Origin of the sequence: Mesorhizobium jarvisii, assembly GCF_003601985.1 — a bacterium.
Classification (GTDB): Bacteria; Pseudomonadota; Alphaproteobacteria; order Rhizobiales; family Rhizobiaceae; genus Mesorhizobium; species Mesorhizobium jarvisii.
Genome location: NZ_QZXA01000020.1, coordinates 55781 through 74479, shown reverse-complemented (window position 1 = coordinate 74479; position 18699 = coordinate 55781). Strand labels below are relative to the sequence as shown.

Genomic DNA, 18699 nt, shown 5'->3' with positions numbered 1-18699 from the left:
CGCCAAGTTGGCCGGCCTGGCGCCGATCGCCAATGACAGTGGCAAGCGCAGCGGTCGAAGACCAGTGCGCGGCGGTCGGGCAGGGCCGCGCGGCGTCCTCTTTCTCGTTGCCAGCATCGTTGCCAAATATGATCCGCATCTGGCAGCTTTCAAGCAACGGTTGCAGACTGCCGGAAAGGAGAAAATGGTCATCCGCATTGCGCTCGCCCGCAAGCTGCTCGTCATTCTCAATGCAAAAGCACGCGACGCGCGTAACGAATTCGCAAATGCAACTTGACACCTCAGATAGTCGCTCATCCGTCTCGGCGCTACGCGCCGATCCACCTTCCCCCACAAGGGGGGAAGGAAGAACTATGCATTCCCGATCAGCACGCCGGCCGCGAACACCAGCGCGCCGCCCAGCACCACCTGGAAGGCGGCGCGCAGGAACGGGGTCTGCATGTAGCGGTTCTGGACGAAGGCGATGGCCCACAGTTCGAAGAACACCACGACGGCGGCAACCGCCGTCGCCGTCCAGAAATGCGGGATGAGATAGGGCAATGCGTGGCCGAGACCACCGGCCGATGTCATGACGCCAGTGGTGATGCCGCGCTTTATCGGCGAGCCGCGACCCGAGAGCTTGCCGTCGTCGGAAGCGACTTCCGTAAAGCCCATGGAGATACCGGCGCCGATCGACGCGGCAAGCCCGACCAGGAAGGTCTGCCAGGTGTCGTGCGTGGCAAAGGCAGCGGCGAAGATCGGCGCCAGCGTCGACACCGAACCGTCCATCAGGCCTGCCAGGCCCGGCTGCACATAAGTCAGGATGAACTGGCGCTGCTCGGCGGCGGCCTCTTCATCCTTCACTTCGCCAGGCACATGCTTCTGCTCCAGCCGCTGGGCGAGCGTCTCGTGGCCCTGTTCGGCTATTGCCAGGTCGCCGAGAAGTTTTCGCGTCGAGGCATCGGTCGTGCGCTTTGCCGCCTCGACGTAGAACAGATAGGCCTGCCGCTCCATGGCCTCGGCCTGGCTGCGCACATGCTCGATGCCGAGCGGCCTCACCAGCCAGTCGGGCTTGCGCTCATAGTAGCCCTTCACATGTTCGCGCCGGATCAGCGGGATGCGCTCGCCGAAACGCTTGCGGAAGAGCTCGATCAGCGAGTCGCGATGGCCGTCCTCTTCCTCGGCCATCTCCTCGAACACTTTCGCCGATTGCGGGAAGTTTTCCGCCAGCCCGTCGGCATAGGCGCGGTAGATGCGCCCGTCATCTTCCTCGGATGAAATGGCCAGCGCCAGGATTTCCTGTTCGGAGAGCGATTCGAAGGGGCGGCGGCCGAAACCGAAAACACGGGAAAGCATGAGGAAAGGACCCTAGTTTAGAATTGTTCTAAACTAGGGTCTGCGGTGCTCCGGGTCAATCGCGCTGAAGTCTCGGGGTTCAAGAATTGTTGAAGCGCTTGAGCGGCGTCGACCCTTATCTATTGGCAAAACTTCACCTATATAGCTGAACCTAAGACAAGAATGAGGATTTTGAGCGTATGACGAAGCCGCACCCCCAGCATTTCGACCCGAAACCCGTTCTCGATCTCATCGCCAGCATCGAGGCCGATCTGCAGCGCCTGAAGGGCCTGGTCGAGCAGCAGATCGAGAAATTCGACCCCGCCAACCCGCACAACAAGGCCCCCGACGGCAAGCTGACCGAGGAAGGGGTCGAGTGCTGCTACCGCATGTTCGACGAAGGCAAGTCGCGCTATTCGGTCGCCCAGCAGATGAAGATCTCATTTGCCGCCGCCACGCATCGCTTCAACAATTGGCGCAAGCTGGGCGGGACGAAGAGGCAGCGGACGTTGCTGGGGTGAGAACCCGGTTCGCCGCAGGCGAATTGAAAGGTCCGGTGGACCTTTCAAGGGTTCGAACCAGGGAGCTGCCGCAGGCAGCGGGCCTCCGGCTAAGCGCTCCGACTGCAGGAAACAGAACATCGCAGACGTCGGCGGGACAGCACCCCCGTCTGTCCGGCAGGACAGAGGGGGGGTGGCCGGCCGTAACGCTAGCCACACTTGGCACCTAGCTCACATCGCCAACTTTGTATCGGTCACATCTTTTCGTTGGCATGGCGCGGCCGTTTGCGTGCACCATGGCCGGATCACATCGCCACAGGATCCGCCATGACCACCTCTCCCGGCATCGCCGACATCCATGCTGCCGCCGCCCGCCTCTCCGGCCTGATCGTCGAAACGCCATTGATCGAATCGGCCGAACTCAACAAGCGCTTCGGCGGGCGCATCCTGTTCAAGCCGGAGACGTTGCAGCGCACCGGCTCGTTCAAGTTCCGCGGCGCCTACAACAAGCTGTCGTCGCTGAGCGAGGAAGAGCGCAGCCGTGGCGTCGTCGCCTTCTCCTCCGGCAATCATGCGCAAGGGGTAGCCGCTTCGGCGGCCATGTTCGGCGTCAAGGCGGTCATCGCCATGCCGGCGGACGCGCCGGCGATGAAGATCGGCAATGTCCGCAGGATGGGGGCGGAAGTGGTGCCGTTCGACCGCTTCCGCGATGACCGCATGACCGTGGTTCGCCCCTATATCGACAAGGGCATGGTGCTGGTGCCGCCCTTCGACGATCCGGCCATCATTGCCGGGCAAGGTACGATCGGCCTTGAACTCATGCGGCAGGCCAAAGCGCTCGGCGTCAGCCTCGACGCCGTCGTCATTCCCTGCGGTGGCGGCGGGCTGTCGAGCGGCATTTCAGTCGCGGTCAAGGACGCCTCGCCGGGCACCGCGGTCTGGGCGGTGGAGCCCGAGCATTTCGACGACACGCGCCGCTCGCTCGCCGCCGGCGCCCGGGTTTCGAACGAACCGGGTTACAGCTCGATCTGCGACGCGATCCTGACCGCCGAGCCGGGCGCCATCACCTTCGAAATCAACCGCAAGAACCTCGCCGGCGCCATCGCCGTCTCCGACAAAGCGACCGCACAGGCGATGCGCGATGCCATGGGCTATCTCAAGCTGGTGGTCGAGCCGGGCGGCTGCGTGGCGCTCGCGGCGCTGTCGTCGGGCGAGATCGAACTGTCCGGCAAATGCGTTGCCGTGGTGCTGTCCGGCGGCAATGTCGATTTCGGCACCTATGCCGAAATCATGGCGGCCGCCTGATCGCTTTGTCCTCTGCGCCATGTCGCTATCGGCGTGGTCCGGCATCGGCGGCTCACAGCGGCCGGGCGCCCTTTTGCGGTCAGTCCAGCGTGCGCCTGAACCGCAGCAGCGCGGTGCCCGCGAACACCAGCACGAACACGGCCAGCCAGCCGACCTCGGTGGCGATGGCATGGAAGTCGGCGCCCTTCAGCATCACCGATCGGGTGATGCGCAGGAAATGCGTCAGCGGGAAGATTTCGCCCAGCGCCTGGGCCCAGCCCGGCATGCCCCGATAGGGGAACATGAAGCCGGACAGGAGCAGCGACGGCAGGAAGAAAAAGAAGGTGAGCTGCATGGCCTGCATCTGCGAGCGGGCCATGGTCGAGATGGTGTAGCCGAGCAGCACCAGCGACAGCACGAAGACAAGCACCGACGACAACAGCAGCGTCAGGCTGCCGACGAAGGGGATATCGAACAGAAGCTTCGCCGCCACCAGCACCACCGCCACTTGCACCGCGCCGACGACAAGGAAGGGCAGCACCTTGCCCAGCATGATCTCGGCCGGACTGGACGGCATGGCGAGCAGGTTTTCCATCGTGCCGCGCTCGGTTTCGCGGGTCAGCGCCATGGCCGTCATCATCACCATGGTCATCTGCAGGATGACGCCGAGCAGACCGGGCACGATGTTGTATTGCGAAATGCCTTCAGGATTGTAGCGATGGTGCACCACCACCTGCAGCTGCTGTCTGGCATTCTCGGCGGCCGCCGCCTGCATGCCTTGCGCGCGCAGCAGCGCCTGGCTCGCCACCGTGCTCAGCGTGGAAATGGCGCCGCTCGCGGCCGAGGGATCGGTCGCGTCGGCCTCGATCAGGATCTGCGGATTGTCGCCGCGCTCGACTCGGCTGGCGAAGTCGGCCGGGATGGTGACGACGAAGGAAACGTCGCCGCGCGCCATCAGGAACTCCGCCTCTTCGGCGCTTTCGGTGACATGGTCGAAATGGTAGTAGCCCGTCACCTGCAGCGCCGAGACCATGGCGCGCGTATACTGGTCGTTGCTCATCGCCACCAGCGCCGTCGGCAGGCCCTTCGGATCGTTGTTGATGGCAAAGCCGAACAGAATGAGCTGCAGCAGCGGCACGCCGAGCATCATGGCGAAGGTGATGCGGTCGCGCCGCATCTGGATGAATTCCTTGATCAGCAGGGCACCGAGCCGGGCGAAAGAGAAGACGCTGTTCATGCCATATTGTCCTTCGACCCCGACATGAACTGGATGAAGACATCCTCCAGGCTGGTTTCGCCCGGCGCGACCGTCACGCCCTCATGCTCCTTCTCGACATCGGCAAGGGCTGCCTCGAGCTTCTTCCTGTCGGAACCGACGACATGCAGCGTGGCACCGAAAGGCGCCACCTGGTCGACGCCGGGGCGGCCATGCAGCTCTTCGGCCACCTTGGCGAGCCGTGGACCCTGCACCACGAACGTCGTCAGGCCGGCGTTTTTCACCACCTCCTCAACGGTGCCGGTGGCCAGCATCTTGCCATAGGAGATGTAGCTGATGCGGTGGCAGCGCTCGGCTTCGTCCATGTAATGGGTCGAGACCAGCACGGTGAGCCCGCCGCTGGCGAGGCGATGGATCTCGTCCCAGAATTCGCGCCGCGCCTTCGGGTCGACGCCTGCCGTCGGCTCGTCGAGCAGCAGCAATTTCGGCTTGTGCATGATGCAGGCGGCGAGCGCCAGCCGCTGCTTCCAACCGCCGGAGAGCGTGCCGGCCAGCTGGTTGCGGCGCGTGGTCAGCCCGAGTTCCTCCAATGTCCTGGCGACATACTCCTCGACCGGTTTCAGCCGGTAGAGCCGCGCCACGAATTCGAGGTTCTCGCCGATCGTCAGATCTTCGTAGAAGGAGAATTTCTGCGTCATGTAGCCGACTTCGCGCTTGATCCTGAGCGACTCCGTGCGGATGTTGAAACCGAGCACCGTGCCTTCGCCTTCGTCGGGCGTCAGCAGGCCGCACATGATGCGGATGGTGGTGGTCTTGCCTGAACCGTTGGGGCCGAGGAAGCCGACGATCTCGCCTTCGGCGACCGACATCGTCACATGGTCGACGACGGTCTTGTCGCCGAACCGCTTGACCAGGCCGTGAACGTCGATGGCGTTCATTTTGCCGTTCCCGCAAGATCGACGTCGACGATCTGGCCGGGCTGCAGCGGGCCGGCGTCGCCCTCCGGCCGCGCCTCGACCAGATAGACCAGCTTCTGCCGGTTCTCGAGCGAATAGATCACCGGCGGGGTGAATTCGGGATCGGGCGAGACATAGCTGACGCGCGCCTTCACATCGGGGCCGCAGCCGTCGCAATGGACGCTGAGCAGGCTGCCGATCCTGACCGAGGCGAAGGCGGCTTCCGGTATGTAGACGCTGAGCTTGACCGCACCGTCAGGCAGCATCGAGATGACCGGCGCGGTCGGGCCGGCGGTGTCGCCGGGATTGCGGATGACGTCGTTGACGCGGCCGGGCGAAGGTGCGGCGAGCGTGCGCTTGGACAGCCGCCACTGAGCCTGCTGCAGGGCTGCCTGCGCCTGCTTGACCTGGTTGTCGGCGGCCTTGATCGTCTCGGGCCGCGCCGGCAGGCCGCCGACGGCGAGATTGGCCTGCGCCTGGCCGACCTGGGCGTTGGCGGTCTCCAGCGTCGCCGAGGCGGTGTCGTAATCGGCCTGGGTGCCGGTGCCGCGCTTGAACAGATCGGCGGCGCGGTCGTATTTGCGCTTTGCATCGTCGGCCTGCGCCTTGGCCATGTCGACCTGCGCCTTGAGTGCGGCGATCTCTTCCGGCCGCTTGCCGACCTGCAGATCGGCGAGCTGCGCCTGCGCCTGGGCGAGGCTTGCCTCGGCCTGCGCCACCGCGATCCTGGCGTCGGCGCTTTCCAGCGTCACCACCGTCGCACCGGGCGTGACGCGATCGCCGCGCTTGACGGCGACGGTCTCGACCTGCGCCACCTCGATCGGCGCCAGCAGCACATAATCGCCCTCGACATAGCCGACGGCGAGTGGAGCGGCGGGCGCACAGGCACTGAGGAGCTTGGCGGCAAGCGGCAAGGAGCAAAGGAAACTCATTGTTTTGATCCAATTGGGGGTTTTGATCCCATTTTAGGTTTTGATCCCATTCGGGCGGCCAGTATGGCGCTGAGATTGTCCGTCGTGACCGCCACGACCTTGGCGGCCTCGGCGGCGCCGATGTCGTGCCAGCCCATGCGGCGCTTCACCGCCTCGCGGCCGATGCGGAAATAGACGACCTGGCCGATCAGCGTGAACACGGTGAGCCGGGTCCGCTCGCTTTCGGCCGGCTCGCCGGTCGCCTGCTCCCAGAGATAACATAGCCGGCGATGCGTGGGCTCGAACACGCCGTCATAGATGCGGTCGAGCGCAGCGGTGGGATGCTGCAGTTCGCGCAGCAAGAATTGCACGATCTCGCCGGCGTGCGGCTGCGCCACGACGAAACCGACGATCCCCTCTATTGCGGCGAAAAGCTGCGCGCGCGCCGCCTCGGGATCGCCCGCCGGCGCGGCCTGGCCACTGGCTGGCGCCTGGCCGGCGGCCAGTGCCCGGCCGGCAACAGCCTGGACGGTTTCGACGATATAGTCGGCGACGGCGGCGCGGAGGCCCTCCTTGCCGCCGAAATGATAGGCGATCGAGCCGATATTGGCCTGCGCCTCGCCCGCGATCTCACGGGTCGAGGTGCCGTCGAAACCCTGCCGGCCGAACAGTTTCAGCGCCGCCTGCACGAGTGCTGCACGGGTCGGCTCCGGTGATGTCTCGCGGCGGGAATTTTTGGCGTCGGGCAATTTGATCATGACAGGGCTTTAATCAATCGATTGATTAAAGTCAACTTGTGTTCGGAGCTGTCTTGCCACCGCCCGCGCCAAACGCTTTAGTGCGCGGCCATGGGCAAGGAAGTCGAGCGCAAGTTCCTGGTCTCCAGCACCGCATGGCGGGAGCTGGCCGAGGCGGACATCCGCATCCGACAGTTCTATCTCGCCACGGCGCCCGGGCGAACCGTCCGCATCCGCATCAGCGACGGCGCTTCCGCCAAGCTGACGCTCAAATTCGGCAGCGGCGCTCGCGAGCGCGACGAGTTCGAATATCCGATCCCGCTTGCCGATGCCCTGGAGATGCTGGACTTCGCCATCGGACGTGTCATCGAGAAGACACGTCACCATGTTAGGCATCGCGGCTATCTCTATGAAGTTGATGTCTTTGGCGGTGCACTGGCGGGACTTGTGGTGGCCGAACTCGAAACTCCGGAAGATGTGCCGGACGAAATGCTGCCTGACTGGCTCGGCCGTGAAGTGACCGGCGAGCAGAAATTCTACAACGCGTCGCTCGCCCTCGGGGGGATACCGGAGATCGCCGCATGAGCTTTCGCATCGACCCGCGCCTGCCGCTGACCGGCGAGGTCAGGCGCATCCTTGCCGCGGAAATCGGCAAGGCGCTCCAGCATCTGGATGCGGCGCGCAGCCGGCCGGAACAGGGGCTGCATAAATGCCGCAAGCGGCTGAAGAGCGCGCGTGCCTTGCTGCGGCTGGTTCATTCCGGTGACGAAACATTCTGCACGACAGAGAATCAATGCTATCGCAACGTGGCGGCGCTGCTTGCCGCCCCCCGCGAGGCGACGGCGCTGATCGAGACCCTCGACCGGCTGGCCGCAGCTTTTCCCAAGGAGAGCGCCGATGGCGGGCTCGACGCCGTGCGCGACAGGCTGGTCGCCCGTCAGCACGATTTGCATGAAGGCGCCGGCCTCGAAGCCGCGATCGGCGCGGCGACCGCTGCCTGCGAAGACGGCATGAAGCGAATCGAAAGCCTCGCCTTGCCCGACCAGCCGGAACAGGCAGCCGACGTGCTGGCCGAGGGCGCACGCGTCACTCTGCGCCGCGCCAAAAAGGCGCTCGACAAGGCCAGCGCGCGCGGCGAAGCCAATGATTTCCATGATTTGCGCAAGGCCGCCAAGACGCATGGCATGCACCTGTCCCTGCTGGGCAGGCTGTGGCCGACGCCGATCAAGGCGCGGCGCAAGGCGGTGGATGAACTGGGCGAGCGGCTCGGCGAACTGCATGACCTGTTCGTCATGCGCGCGCTGCTCGAGGCGGACGACGAGCCGCTGGGTCCGCACGAGGACACAAAGCTTCTCGGCAAGCTGTTGAAGCGCTCGGAGAAGAGCCTGAGGAAATCCTGCCTTGCCGAGGCGGCCGAGCTGTTCGGCGACAGCCCCAAGCGCTCGACACGCAAGCTGGCCCGCAAGGCGCGCGACGACCTGGCCAGCCCGGCGCCGCATGACGAGACGAACGCTTCCGCCGGCTGACCAAACGCCGGCGCGCTGGCACTCCCCCGCCGGCCCGTGCTAGTCACGCTCTACCATGACCGAGCCCGGCGACACGCTTCTGGATCGACTTGGCCGCTGGCTGGCCGGCCGGCTGCAGCAAGAATCCTCCGGCTATGAGCCCTATACCCCATCCGACGCCGAAACGCTGCGCCGCACGCTGGAGCCAGGCGACATCCTGCTGGTCGAGGGCAACCAGAAGATTTCGGCGGCTATCAAATACCTCACCCAGTCGACCTGGTCGCATGCGGCATTCTATGTCGGCGACGCGCTGGCCGAACCGGAGGACGGAACCGAGCGGCGTCGGCTGATCGAGGTGACGCTCGGCGAAGGCTGCGTGGCGGTACCCCTGTCGCGCTATCGCACCTACAACACCCGCATCTGCCGGGCGAGCGGGCTGACACCGGAGGACCGCGATCATGTCGTCGCCTTCATGATCGGCAAGCTTGGCCTGAGATACGACCTCAAGAACATTTTCGACATGTTGCGCTACTTCTTCCCGACACCGCCGGTGCCGGTGCGCTGGCGCCGCCGCATGCTGGCCTTCGGCTCCGGCGATCCGACGCGGGCCATCTGCTCCTCGCTCATCGCCGAGGCCTATGGCCAGATCCACTACCCGATCCTGCCGGAGATCACCCGTGCGCCGGGCCGCGCTTCGGCGCAGTCGACCTACATGCGCAAGGAAATCCTGCACATTCGCCACCACTCGCTCTACACGCCTCGCGACTTCGACCTGTCGCCGTTTTTCCGCATCGTCAAGCCGACGCTGGAATATGGTTTCGACTACCGGCAGATGGTCTGGGACGACAAGGCTGCGGGCGCGGAGACGAGGGCCGCCGAATAGCAGATGCTAGGCCGGCATGGGGCGACGTGTCTTGGCGACCCGATCGTCGGGCCTTGCCCCGGCATCGCGCGGGTGCGGGCCGATCGGCATGATCGCGGGGAACGGCGTCGCGCCGAAGGCAAACGTGAATTTGTAGCCGGTGAGCCCGTCCTCGGGCGTCGTATGCTGGTCGTGATGGGCGAGCAGCTTGGCGCGCTCGGCCAACTCCTCGGCCTCGCGCCGTACCATCTCCGCCGTCTCCGGCCGCATCCGCCTGGAGAAGCTGACGAAGGTCGCCTCGTTGTCGATATGGGTGATGGCCCAGCCGATGAAATTCTTGTTGGTCATCTCGAACAGCGGCCTCAGCGGCCCTTCGAAATTCCACTGGATCGGCGTCTCGACCAGCAATCTTGCCGAAAGACCCCGGCCTAGCGCGATCAGGCCGAGCTCCTCAAGGTCGCGCAGATAGAGGAACATCGAGGCCTCGCTCAGGCCTTGCGAGCGCATGATGCCTTCGGGCGTGAACTTTTCCGACAGCATGACGAAGATGAACAGCAGCGCCGGCCGGCCGGCCAGCCTCTGTTCGATCTCGGGCGCGATGTGGTTGACCGGACCCGGCCCGCGGTTCATCGAGCCGAGTACGTTCTCCAGCTCGACGCCGGCGGCCGTACAGATCTCCACCAGCCGGTCGAGCTTGCAGTTGCGCCCGTGGAAGATGCGCTTCACCGTCGGCTCGGAAACGCCCATGCGTTCGGCAAGCTCGCGATAGGTGACGCCCTTGGCCTTCAGCGTCCGCTTCAGCGCCTCGAAGATCAGACCGTTCATGGCATGCACCTCTTGCCGGCAGTTTCGTATCGATATTTGATACTAGCGGTAATCTGGCTTCCGGAAAAGTATCGAAAATCCTACCTCTTGCCTGTCATCACAGGAGAACAGCCATGAACCGCCTCATCCTCTCAGCCTTTGCCGCCGCCATCGGAATTACCGCCGCACCCGTCGCCCGGGCCGGCGAGCTCTGGCGCGCCACGGGCCTCGAACAGCCGGAATCGGCGCTGTTCGACGCCGCCAACAACCGCATCATCGTCTCCAACATCGTAGGCAATCCCGGCGCTGCGGACGGCAACGGCTATCTCTCGGTGCTCTCCCTCGACGGCAAGACGATCACCCAGCACTGGACCGACGGCATGGACGCGCCCAAGGGCATGGCGATATCCGGCGGCAAACTCTATGTCGCCGACATCACCAAGGTCCGCGTCGTCGATCTCGCCAGCGGCAAGCTGATCGCCAGCATTGTGGTGCCGAATGCCGTCTTCCTCAACGACATGACCTCGGACCAGACAGGCAAGGTCTATGTCAGCGACATGCTGGCCGACACGATCTACCGCATCAACGGCGACCGGCCGGAGCTGTTCGTCAGGGATGCGCTGCTGGCTTCGCCCAACGGCGTCTTCGCCGATGGCGACAGGCTGATCGTCGCCTCGTGGGGCAAGGGCATCAAGCCCGACTTCAGCACGGCGGAGCCAGGCGGGCTGCTCGCCATCGACCTCGCAAGCAAGGCGATTTCGCCGCTGCCCGGCGCGCAGAAATTCGCCGACCTCGATGGCGTCGTCGCCATTGGCGACACCATCTACGCCACCGCCTACATGATCGGCACGCTTTACCGATACAAGGCCGGTGGCGCACCGGAAGCGGTGGCGCATTTCAAGCCGGGCAGCGCCGACATCGGCACCGACGGCAAGTCGATCCTCTATGTGCCGCTGATGAACGAGGGCGAAATCGCGGCGCGGAAGCTGGACTGAGAGCCGGCGCCTCAGGGTCGATCCGCGCGACCTCTGGCTAACAGCCGTGGGATGGACCGTGCTACGACGGTCCATCCCACGGTGACGGTCAAGGAGGATTGCGATGGAAGACATTGCCATGGAAGACCGGGACATCCCCGTGGCTCTGGATCGTCACTGGGCCGCCTCGGATGCCGGTGATTTCGAGGCAGAGCATGAGATCTATCGGGAGGATGCGGTGCTTGACTATCCGCAATCGGGCGAGCGCATCCACGGGCGGCGCAACATCCAGGCCTCCCGCGCCGCGCAGCCCAACCGCAAGCGTTTTGCCGTGCGGCGGATCACCGGCACGGATGGTCTCTGGGTCACCGAATATGTCCTGACCTATGACGGGCGGCCCTCCTATACAGTCAGCATCATGGAGTTCCTCGACGGCAAGGTGGCGCGCGAGACCCAGTATTTCAGCGACCCGTTCGAGCCGGGACCGTCGCGTGCGCAATGGGTCGAGCGCATGCCGTGAGCCATGGGGAAGATCATCCGCCGATCGCTCGTTCGGAGCTGCCTGATGATACGGCTGCGTTAGCCCGCTTCCTCATCGGCAAGCTGGTGGTGCGCGATTTGCCGGAGGGCATGGTCAGCGGCCGCATCGTCGAGACGGAGGCCTATGTCGTCGGCGACGCCGCCGGGCATGGCTTCAGGGGGATGACCCCGCGCAACCGTTCGCTGTTCCTCGAGCGCGGCCACGCCTATGTCTATCTCGCCTATGGCGTCTCCATGATGCTGAATGTCTCGAGCGAGGCGGAAGGAATCGGAACGGGCGTGCTGATCCGGGCGCTCGAGCCACTCGAGGGCATCGCCATCATGCGTCAGAATCGCGGCGTCGAGCGCTTGCGCGACTTGGCGCGCGGACCGGGCAGGCTGGCCGCGGCGCTGCGGATCGATCGGTCGCTCGACGGGCTCGACCTCTGCCGGAAAGGGCCGCTATGGCTGGCGAAGGACGGCCAAAAGGCCGGCGAGATCGGGCAAGGCATCAGGATCGGCATTACCAAGGATGCGGACCGGCTGCTGCGGTTCTATGTCAGGGGAAGCCCGTTCGTCAGCGGTCCGAGATCGCTTCAGAAATAACAGACCAGCCAGCTTTCGCAGCGCGCCGCGCTTAAGCTCTAGACGGCAATTTGCAGCGTCCCGTAACGCTTTACCTCAGCCTCGATCTCCCTGACCAGAGTCTCGAGCGCGGGGTTCCTGGGGGTGCGCGCGCGCCTGATGACATAGGCCAGGTCTGGCGGCTTGGGGAATGTGTTGTCGACAATCTCCATGTCGGGCTGCAGGTACCGCTGACTCAGGAGTGCCACGCCGAGCCCCGCGGTCACGCCTGCAATGATCCCGGCCGCGCTGGAGCATTCGAACACGGTCTCCAACACCGTATCCTCGTCCTGCCCGACGTCGATGCCCCAGCGCCGGTAAAAGCAATTCTCATCGAAGGAAAGAAATGGGACCGGCTTCCCGTTCGACAGAACCAGGTCGCGAGATTTCACCCAATGCAGCGTCTCGCGGAACAGGAGGATGTCGGCGGGGCGGACCTCGTGCTGGAATACCTGGATGATGGCGGCGTCAAGGGCTCCCTGGCTGAGCTGCTCCTGCAAGACGAGGCTCATGCGCACCTGCGTGCGGACGCTCACCTCCGGGTAGAGCCGGCGAAACCGGCCAAGAATGCGCGAAAGGTCCGTGCAGGTGGTATCCTCGGTCATTCCCAGCGCGATCTTGCCTTGCAAAGAGCTTTTCGACAGGCTCAGGACCGCCTCGTCATGGATGCCCAGAATGCGCCGCGCATAGCCAAGCAGGTCCCGTCCGGCCGTGGTGAACATCGACGCGTTTGCTTTCCGGGTGAGGATTTCGCAGTCGAGACTCGTTTCGAGTCTCTTGATCTTGTGGCTGACGGCCGACTGCGACAGGCCGAGAATTTCGGCCGCGCGCGTGACGCCGCCGTGCTTCTCGATCGCGACCAGTGCGCGCAAGGCGTCGACATCCAAGCGGCGGCTCATCAGTCCGGTCATGACAATCCTCGCTCGAAACCAAAGAGACGCGCCAATTTCTGATCCTCCGATGCGTTTCAGGCAAGCCAGTATGGCGATTTTTCTGACTGCTTCATGATCGTATCGAAATTTGTCATGTGCAAACACGCGCTGGAGCCTTCAATGGTCTGAGCCACGTCGGCCATGCTCCGCTTCGGGGTCACGGGCCGGCTTGAACAGAGAGATTTCATGACGCTCCCGCAAACCAGGATCCATCGCCTCGTGTGGCCAACAATGGCGACGGCGCTGGTCGTAAGCTGGAGTTCCGGCTTCGTCGGCATCCGCTACGCCAGCGAGAATGCCGATGTCATGCTGGTGCTGTTCTGGCGGACCTTGATGTCCGGGCTGATCCTCGTGCCATTTGCTCTCCTGATCGGACCGCGCGTCAACGCCCGTGCCCTTGTCCAGCAGATGGTCTTCGGCGTGGCGACGATGTTCCTCTATCTCGGCGGATTCGCGCTTGCCATCGGCCAGCGCGTGCCGACCGGCCTTGTCGCGCTGATTTCCGATCTTGTCCCGCTCGCCATCGCGGCCTTGTCGCAGCCGGTTCTGGGACACCGATTGACCGGGAGACAGTGGATCGGAACGGCTCTCGGAGTGACCGGCGTTCTCATCGTTTCGCTGGACAGCCTGAGCCTCGGGACGGCCCCGGCCTGGGCATATTTGTTGACAGTCGCTTCCATGATGGTTCTGGCGCTGGCAACGGTGGTGCAGAAGCGGATGGGGACGATCAATATGCCCATTCATCAGAGCCTGTGCATTCAATGCCTGACGGCAGCAGTCCTTTTCGCCGCTTGCGCCGGATGGAATGGCGGGCTGATGCCGCCCCTCGATGCCAGGTTCGGATTCGGCATCGCCTGGCTGGTGCTGTTTTCGACCTTCTTCTGCTACGGCACGTACTACGCAAGCCTGCGCCTCTACACGGCCTCACAGGTCAGCAGCGTGATCTATCTCAGCCCACCCGTGACGATGCTCTGGGGCTGGTCGATGTTCGGCGAGCCGCTTTCGAAGGCGATGCTGGCTGGCCTTGCGGTGACGCTGTCCGGCGTCTGGTTCATCTCGTCGGGCAGCGCAGCGTCGAAGGACTTTCAGCTCAGTCAGCATCATGTCGGCTAGTCGCCGAGGCGAAATCGACCTGATGATTGATGGCGATCCACGTCAGTGTCGCTTCACCCAGGGACTTCAAAGGAGGTAGTTTCATGAAACTCACAGAATTCAAAGCCCTGACCTTCGACTGCTACGGCACCCTGATCGATTGGGAGTCCGGCATGATCGCCGGCCTGAAGCCGCTGACAGAAAGGGCTGCCCGCAGCTTGAGCCGGAACGAGATCCTCGAGGCGCACGCCCGGCACGAATCCAGTCAACAGAAATGGACGCCGGGGAAACGCTACCGCGACCTCCTGCCGATCGTTTACAAGCGACTTGCGGAGGAGTGGGGTGTCGTCGCCACTCGAGAGGAATGCGTGGCGTATGGGGAAAGCGTGAGGGACTGGCCGGCTTTCGCCGACTCCGCGGAAGCCTTGCAGTACCTCAAAAAGCACTACAAGCTGATCATCCTCTCCAACGTCGACAACGAAAGTTTCTCGTTCAGCAACAAGAAGCTCGGCGTTGATTTCGACGCGATCTATACGGCGGAAGATATCGGCTCCTACAAGCCCTCCGACCGGCACTTCGACTATATGCTCGAAAAGCTCGGTACAATCGGGGTAGAGAAGCGAGAGGTCCTACACACCGCGGAAAGCATGTTTCACGATCACGCTCCCGCAAATCGCTTCAGCCTGACATCGTGCTGGATCTATCGCCGGCATGCGGATCAGGGCTTCGGCGCCACGATGAACCCCGGCGATGCACCGACGGTGGATTTTCGCTTCGACAGCATGGCCGACCTCGTGAAGGCGCACGCTGAAGAAATACGGGGCGCTGGCCTCTGAGCCGCCAGGCTGCCTATTGCGTGGCATCAACCGCCGGCGGAACCGTCAGTTGCGCCCGCGCATCGCTGATCGAAGCGGCATAGGTCACCAGCGGCCGCTTGACGCCGTGGTTGATCAGGGTGCGCCGTATCTGCGGAGAGGCACCCGATATGATGAAGCGCACACCGGCGCGCCTGGCCTTGTGGGCCGCGCTTTCGATGACATTGGCGGCCGTCGAATCGAAGAAAGGCACCGCCGAGCAGTCGAGGATGAAATTCTTACGCTGGTCGGCAATGCGGTCGAGCACGCCGCCGACGGTGGAAGCGGCGCCGAAGAAGAAGGCGCCCGAGATGCGGTAGACGACGGTGTCGACGTCGCTCGCCTCGCTGGCATCATAGGCGCGGCCGCTGCTGTCGGCGACATCGTCCTGCACCAGATCCGCCTCGACAGCGATCGACTTGGCCATGCGGTCGATGAACAGGATCGAGCCCAGCGCGAAACCGACGACGATGCCTTCGGTCAGGTCGCGGAAGACGACGATCAGGAAGGTCGCCATCAGCACCAGCGCGTCGCCGCGCGAGGCGCGCAACAGCGTCGCGAAGGCCTGTTTCTCGAACATGTTCCAGCAGACCACCGCCAGCACGCCGGCAAGCGCGGCAAGCGGGATGTAGCTGGCCAGCGGCGCGGCCACCAGCATGAAGACCAGCAGGAACAGTGAATGCAGCATGCCCGAGACCGGCCCATGCGCGCCGGCCCGCACATTGGTGGCGGTGCGGGCGATGGTGCCGGTGACGCACATGCCGCCGAACAATGCGGATGCGATGTTGGCGAAACCCTGCGCCACCAGCTCGCAGTTGGAACGGTGCCGCCGGCCGGTCATGCCGTCGGCAACCACGGCCGACAGCAACGATTCGATGGCGCCGAGCAGGGCAAAGGCAATGGCGTCCGGCAGCACCGCGACGATCTTGCCCATGGTGAGCGTCGGCAGCGTCGGAAACGGCAGGCTGCGGGGAATGCCGCCATAGCGCGTGCCGATGGTTTCAGCCGGCAACGCCAGCAGCGCCACCACCAGCGAGGCAAGTCCGACGGCGATCAGCATGCCCGGCCAGCCCGGCCGCCAGCGCTTCACCGCGACAATGGTGACGATGGTCAGCACCGCCACCAGCGTCGCCGAGATGTTTACCGTGCCAGCCGCCTGCCCGATCGCCATCAATTTCGGCAGCAGCGGCCCCGGCTCCGGCCCCGCAAGCTTAAGCCCGAACAATTCGACGATCTGGCCGGAGAAGATGATGATCGCAATGCCGGCGGTGAAGCCGACCGTCACCGGATAGGGGATGAATTTGATGTAGGTGCCAAGCCTGAGATAGCCGATGGCGAGCAGGAACACGCCGGCCATCATCGTTGCCAGAAGCAATCCATCGACACCTTCGCGCTGGACGGTCGCCGCCACCAGCACGATGAAGGCGCCGGCCGGCCCGCCGATCTGGAAGCGGCTGCCGCCGAATGCCGAGATGATGAAGCCGCCGACGATGGCTGTGAACAGGCCGCGCTCCGGCGTCACGCCGGAGGCGATCGCAATCGCCATCGACAGCGGCAGCGCCACGATGGCGACGGTCAGCCCGGCCATGAAGTCGGCCTTGAACTGCGGCAGGTGGTAACCTTCGCGCCAGACCGTCACCAGTTTGGGCGTGAACAATTCGGCAAATGTCGGGCTTGCCGACCCTTGGGCCGACCCTTGGGCCGACCCACGAGTCGATTTGTGGGCCGACCTTTGGGTCGATTGATGCACTGCCTGCCGTGTCTGATCCATGGACTGCCTTCCGCACATGAAGGCGGCGGGATCGTCGGCAGGAATGTCGGCGGTCGCCGTCGCGACTTATGCCGGCTCAGCCCTGGGATCTGGCGGCACGGCGGGTTTGAGGCGCACGCCCCTGCCGCCGCGCTCGCTGGCCTGGTTCTCGCCGATCAACTCCACCCCGGCCTCGTCGAGCGCCTGGATGACCTTCATCAGCGTATCGACCACGCCCCGGACCACGCCATCGCTCGCTTCCATGCGCTGGATGGTCGGAAGCGAAACGCCTGCGCGTTCGGCGAGCGTCTTCTGGTCGATGCCGGCCAAGGCCCTTGCGGCACGCATCTGCGCGGCAGTGATCATTGGCCCGACCCCATGTCTGAGTCTGCGGGAATAAGGTATAATACCATTGTCATGATGTTTCAAGCATCAATATGAATGTCTGAGGCGTAAGCGCCTTCGCCTGATTGTCCATTTTTTCCGATACTTCCCGAGGATTGCAGGCTAGGGTGCTGCCCATCTGGGCAGGGGGTAACGCGGTGAATTTTTCAAGACCTTGATGACATCCGCATGCCTGCTTTCGATGGTTCTGGCTCTGGCAGGCTGTGGTGGACACCTCATCAACCGCTTGATCTGAGCGCAAGCCCGAGGGTGCGGTCAGGCGCCATCGGCATCGTCGCTCACCACCTTGCGGCGCTGCAACACACGCGCCACCAGCCAGCACAGCATCGCCCAGGCGAAGCCCGCGCACCAGCCGGCCAGCACATCCGACGGCCAGTGGACGCCGAGATAGATGCGGCTGACGCCGACCAGCACCGTCGTCAGCACGGCCAGCGACAACACGTAGATCTTCGTCGCCCTGCCATGCAGGAAGCGCGCCGCGAGCGAACCAAGCGTGAGATAGGTCACCGCCGACAGCATGGCGTGGCCGCTTGGGAAGGAAAGCGACGTCTCGCTGACCAGATGCGAAACGAGCTCGGGCCGCGGCCGGTCGACGCCGACCTTCAGCAGGCTCGACAGCACCTGGCCGCCGGCCACGGCGACGAAGATGAGAAGTGCCGTCCCCGGCCGGCGGATCAACAGCAAATAGAGGATCGTTGCCGTCGTGATCAGCACCAGCACGCTGGCGCTGCCGAGGCTGGTGATGTCGCGCATCGCGCCTTCCAGCCACGATGGGCCGATCGGGATTGCCGGTTGGCCAACCTGGCGGAAGGCAAGCAGGATTTCGGTGTCGAAGGCGTGCGACGCGGTTGCCCGCGCCACCTCCATGAGCTCCACGAAGCCCCACAGGCCGCCGGCGATGACCAGGCCGGCCAGCAGCACCGGGAATTCGATGCGGTTGAGCAGGGTGCTTGCGGTGTCTTTCATCGGGTCGGTGTCGCAATCTTCATCTCGATCAACGCCCCTGCAGATAGGGCCCAAGCGTGATCAGCGCCACTGCGGCGATCGCCAGCACGATGCCGGTGGCCTGCAGCGCGTTGACGCGCTCGCCGAAGAACACCAGCGCCACGACGTTGACCGAGACCAGCTGGATGACCGCTGAGAGGCTGAACGACACCGACATGCCGAATTCGCGGATCAGCCGCAGCATGATCAGATTGCCCAGCGAATAGAGCGCGAGCGTCAACAGGATCTTGCCGAGGCTCGGCGCCAGTCCCCATTGCTTGGCGGCGGTCGCCGCCAAAAGGAAGATCACCGTCGAAAAGCCAAGCTGCAGCAGTCCCGAAAAACTCAACGTCCCATCCCCCTCGAAGCGGCTGCCGCCGCATGTGCCGCGGACCTTGTTTCCGAAGCGCCTCGAGACGTCAAGCGACCTCGTTCTAACGACAGGGTCTTGGCAACGGCAAGACTGAGGCTCAATG

The 18699-nt window shown here is 64.2% G+C and carries 22 protein-coding genes; 11 read left to right on the top strand and 11 right to left on the bottom strand.

What is annotated here, in order from left to right; genetic code table 11:
• Positions 1-277: transposase (locus D3242_RS32040; protein ID WP_147377456.1), on the top strand; the 277-nt coding region annotated here is incomplete at its 5' end.
• A 74-nt stretch (positions 278-351) separates the two neighbouring features.
• Here the strand turns inward: D3242_RS32040 and mbfA are convergent.
• Entirely contained in the window at positions 352-1335 is a 984-nt protein-coding gene (gene mbfA, locus D3242_RS32035) for an iron exporter MbfA (RefSeq protein ID WP_019862260.1), read from the bottom strand.
• A 179-nt stretch (positions 1336-1514) separates the two neighbouring features.
• Here mbfA and D3242_RS32030 point away from each other — a divergent pair, with 179 nt between their 5' ends.
• Positions 1515-1835, top strand: a complete 321-nt coding sequence (locus D3242_RS32030; protein WP_019862259.1) for a hypothetical protein — start codon at positions 1515-1517, stop codon at positions 1833-1835.
• 306 nt (positions 1836-2141) lie between these two features.
• On the top strand, positions 2142-3119 hold the full coding sequence (locus D3242_RS32025; RefSeq protein ID WP_064982308.1) for a threonine/serine dehydratase family protein: 978 nt from the start codon (positions 2142-2144) through the stop codon (positions 3117-3119).
• 79 nt (positions 3120-3198) lie between these two features.
• On the opposite strand, the gene D3242_RS32020 is transcribed toward D3242_RS32025, so the two are convergent.
• Genes D3242_RS32020 through D3242_RS32005 form a run of 4 tightly spaced genes read right to left on the bottom strand, consistent with a single transcriptional unit; the run spans position 3199 to position 6939 of the window.
• The gene (locus D3242_RS32020) at positions 3199-4335 is read right to left on the bottom strand and encodes an ABC transporter permease (RefSeq protein WP_010912557.1); all 1137 of its coding nucleotides are present in this window, start codon (positions 4333-4335) and stop codon (positions 3199-3201) included.
• Positions 4332-5252, bottom strand: coding sequence for an ABC transporter ATP-binding protein (locus D3242_RS32015; protein WP_064982305.1), 921 nt, complete (start codon positions 5250-5252; stop codon positions 4332-4334). Before D3242_RS32015 ends, D3242_RS32020 begins: the two co-directional genes overlap by 4 nt.
• Entirely contained in the window at positions 5249-6202 is a 954-nt protein-coding gene (locus D3242_RS32010; protein ID WP_064982303.1) for an HlyD family secretion protein, read from the bottom strand. Before D3242_RS32010 ends, D3242_RS32015 begins: the two co-directional genes overlap by 4 nt.
• Entirely contained in the window at positions 6199-6939 is a 741-nt protein-coding gene (locus D3242_RS32005) for a CerR family C-terminal domain-containing protein (protein ID WP_064982301.1), read from the bottom strand. The genes D3242_RS32010 and D3242_RS32005 overlap by 4 nt, the downstream gene beginning before the upstream one ends.
• Positions 6940-7029: 90 nt before the next feature.
• Here D3242_RS32005 and D3242_RS32000 point away from each other — a divergent pair, with 90 nt between their 5' ends.
• Genes D3242_RS32000 through D3242_RS31990 form a run of 3 tightly spaced genes read left to right on the top strand, consistent with a single transcriptional unit; the run spans position 7030 to position 9306 of the window.
• Positions 7030-7503: a CYTH domain-containing protein gene (locus D3242_RS32000; RefSeq protein ID WP_019862253.1), complete on the top strand. Its 474-nt coding sequence runs from the start codon at positions 7030-7032 to the stop codon at positions 7501-7503.
• A complete protein-coding gene (locus D3242_RS31995) occupies positions 7500-8444 on the top strand; it encodes a CHAD domain-containing protein (protein ID WP_019862252.1) in 945 nt (314 codons plus the stop codon). Before D3242_RS32000 ends, D3242_RS31995 begins: the two co-directional genes overlap by 4 nt.
• A 55-nt stretch (positions 8445-8499) precedes the next feature.
• Entirely contained in the window at positions 8500-9306 is an 807-nt protein-coding gene (locus tag D3242_RS31990) for a C40 family peptidase (RefSeq protein WP_019862251.1), read from the top strand.
• Positions 9307-9312: 6 nt separating this feature from the next.
• On the opposite strand, the gene D3242_RS31985 is transcribed toward D3242_RS31990, so the two are convergent.
• On the bottom strand, positions 9313-10110 hold the full coding sequence (locus D3242_RS31985) for a helix-turn-helix domain-containing protein (protein ID WP_064982300.1): 798 nt from the start codon (positions 10108-10110) through the stop codon (positions 9313-9315).
• A 113-nt stretch (positions 10111-10223) separates the two neighbouring features.
• Between D3242_RS31985 and D3242_RS31980 the strand changes: the two genes are divergently transcribed.
• From D3242_RS31980 to D3242_RS31970, 3 genes are all read left to right on the top strand, one after another.
• Entirely contained in the window at positions 10224-11084 is an 861-nt protein-coding gene (locus D3242_RS31980; protein ID WP_064982298.1) for an SMP-30/gluconolactonase/LRE family protein, read from the top strand.
• A gap of 118 nt (positions 11085-11202) precedes the next feature.
• A complete protein-coding gene (locus D3242_RS31975) occupies positions 11203-11583 on the top strand; it encodes a nuclear transport factor 2 family protein (protein ID WP_064982325.1) in 381 nt (126 codons plus the stop codon).
• On the top strand, positions 11562-12188 hold the full coding sequence (locus D3242_RS31970) for a DNA-3-methyladenine glycosylase (protein WP_019862248.1): 627 nt from the start codon (positions 11562-11564) through the stop codon (positions 12186-12188). Before D3242_RS31975 ends, D3242_RS31970 begins: the two co-directional genes overlap by 22 nt.
• A 38-nt stretch (positions 12189-12226) precedes the next feature.
• On the opposite strand, the gene D3242_RS31965 is transcribed toward D3242_RS31970, so the two are convergent.
• Complete coding sequence (locus D3242_RS31965; RefSeq protein WP_064982296.1) at positions 12227-13117, bottom strand: LysR family transcriptional regulator; 891 nt, start codon at positions 13115-13117, stop codon at positions 12227-12229.
• A 207-nt stretch (positions 13118-13324) separates the two neighbouring features.
• Between D3242_RS31965 and D3242_RS31960 the strand changes: the two genes are divergently transcribed.
• On the top strand, positions 13325-14251 hold the full coding sequence (locus D3242_RS31960; protein WP_064982323.1) for a DMT family transporter: 927 nt from the start codon (positions 13325-13327) through the stop codon (positions 14249-14251).
• A gap of 83 nt (positions 14252-14334) precedes the next feature.
• The gene (locus D3242_RS31955) at positions 14335-15066 is read left to right on the top strand and encodes a haloacid dehalogenase type II (protein WP_064982321.1); all 732 of its coding nucleotides are present in this window, start codon (positions 14335-14337) and stop codon (positions 15064-15066) included.
• Positions 15067-15079: 13 nt separating this feature from the next.
• Here D3242_RS31955 and D3242_RS31950 read toward each other — a convergent pair whose 3' ends face one another.
• From D3242_RS31950 to D3242_RS31935, 4 genes are all read right to left on the bottom strand, one after another.
• Positions 15080-16855, bottom strand: coding sequence for a SulP family inorganic anion transporter (locus tag D3242_RS31950; protein WP_081295973.1), 1776 nt, complete (start codon positions 16853-16855; stop codon positions 15080-15082).
• Positions 16856-16921: 66 nt separating this feature from the next.
• The gene (locus D3242_RS31945; RefSeq protein ID WP_010912541.1) at positions 16922-17200 is read right to left on the bottom strand and encodes a helix-turn-helix domain-containing protein; all 279 of its coding nucleotides are present in this window, start codon (positions 17198-17200) and stop codon (positions 16922-16924) included.
• Between the two features lie 294 nt (positions 17201-17494).
• Positions 17495-18205 carry a phosphatase PAP2 family protein gene (locus D3242_RS31940; RefSeq protein ID WP_064982293.1) on the bottom strand — a complete coding sequence of 237 codons (711 nt, stop codon included), beginning with the start codon at positions 18203-18205 and terminating at the stop codon, positions 17495-17497.
• 28 nt (positions 18206-18233) lie between these two features.
• A complete protein-coding gene (locus tag D3242_RS31935; RefSeq protein WP_019862242.1) occupies positions 18234-18572 on the bottom strand; it encodes a hypothetical protein in 339 nt (112 codons plus the stop codon).
• Positions 18573-18699: the final 127 nt, after the last annotated feature.

Excerpts from the sequence above, each read along its gene's own strand:
- D3242_RS31980 (WP_064982298.1), top strand. The coding sequence starts at position 10,224 with ATGAACCGCCTCATCCTCTCAGCCTTTGCCGCCGCCATCGGAATTACC.
- D3242_RS31940 (WP_064982293.1), bottom strand. The coding sequence starts at position 18,205 with ATGAAAGACACCGCAAGCACCCTGCTCAACCGCATCGAATTCCCGGTG.
- D3242_RS31990 (WP_019862251.1), top strand. The coding sequence starts at position 8,500 with ATGACCGAGCCCGGCGACACGCTTCTGGATCGACTTGGCCGCTGGCTG.
- D3242_RS31955 (WP_064982321.1), top strand. The coding sequence starts at position 14,335 with ATGAAACTCACAGAATTCAAAGCCCTGACCTTCGACTGCTACGGCACC.
- D3242_RS31995 (WP_019862252.1), top strand. The coding sequence starts at position 7,500 with ATGAGCTTTCGCATCGACCCGCGCCTGCCGCTGACCGGCGAGGTCAGG.
- D3242_RS32020 (WP_010912557.1), bottom strand. The coding sequence starts at position 4,335 with ATGAACAGCGTCTTCTCTTTCGCCCGGCTCGGTGCCCTGCTGATCAAG.
- D3242_RS32005 (WP_064982301.1), bottom strand. The coding sequence starts at position 6,939 with ATGATCAAATTGCCCGACGCCAAAAATTCCCGCCGCGAGACATCACCG.
- D3242_RS32025 (WP_064982308.1), top strand. The coding sequence starts at position 2,142 with ATGACCACCTCTCCCGGCATCGCCGACATCCATGCTGCCGCCGCCCGC.
- D3242_RS31945 (WP_010912541.1), bottom strand. The coding sequence starts at position 17,200 with ATGATCACTGCCGCGCAGATGCGTGCCGCAAGGGCCTTGGCCGGCATC.
- D3242_RS31950 (WP_081295973.1), bottom strand. The coding sequence starts at position 16,855 with ATGGATCAGACACGGCAGGCAGTGCATCAATCGACCCAAAGGTCGGCC.
- D3242_RS31965 (WP_064982296.1), bottom strand. The coding sequence starts at position 13,117 with ATGACCGGACTGATGAGCCGCCGCTTGGATGTCGACGCCTTGCGCGCA.
- D3242_RS32015 (WP_064982305.1), bottom strand. The coding sequence starts at position 5,252 with ATGAACGCCATCGACGTTCACGGCCTGGTCAAGCGGTTCGGCGACAAG.
- D3242_RS31970 (WP_019862248.1), top strand. The coding sequence starts at position 11,562 with ATGGGTCGAGCGCATGCCGTGAGCCATGGGGAAGATCATCCGCCGATC.
- mbfA (WP_019862260.1), bottom strand. The coding sequence starts at position 1,335 with ATGCTTTCCCGTGTTTTCGGTTTCGGCCGCCGCCCCTTCGAATCGCTC.
- D3242_RS32010 (WP_064982303.1), bottom strand. The coding sequence starts at position 6,202 with ATGAGTTTCCTTTGCTCCTTGCCGCTTGCCGCCAAGCTCCTCAGTGCC.
- D3242_RS31960 (WP_064982323.1), top strand. The coding sequence starts at position 13,325 with ATGACGCTCCCGCAAACCAGGATCCATCGCCTCGTGTGGCCAACAATG.
- D3242_RS31975 (WP_064982325.1), top strand. The coding sequence starts at position 11,203 with ATGGAAGACCGGGACATCCCCGTGGCTCTGGATCGTCACTGGGCCGCC.
- D3242_RS31985 (WP_064982300.1), bottom strand. The coding sequence starts at position 10,110 with ATGAACGGTCTGATCTTCGAGGCGCTGAAGCGGACGCTGAAGGCCAAG.
- D3242_RS32030 (WP_019862259.1), top strand. The coding sequence starts at position 1,515 with ATGACGAAGCCGCACCCCCAGCATTTCGACCCGAAACCCGTTCTCGAT.
- D3242_RS32000 (WP_019862253.1), top strand. The coding sequence starts at position 7,030 with ATGGGCAAGGAAGTCGAGCGCAAGTTCCTGGTCTCCAGCACCGCATGG.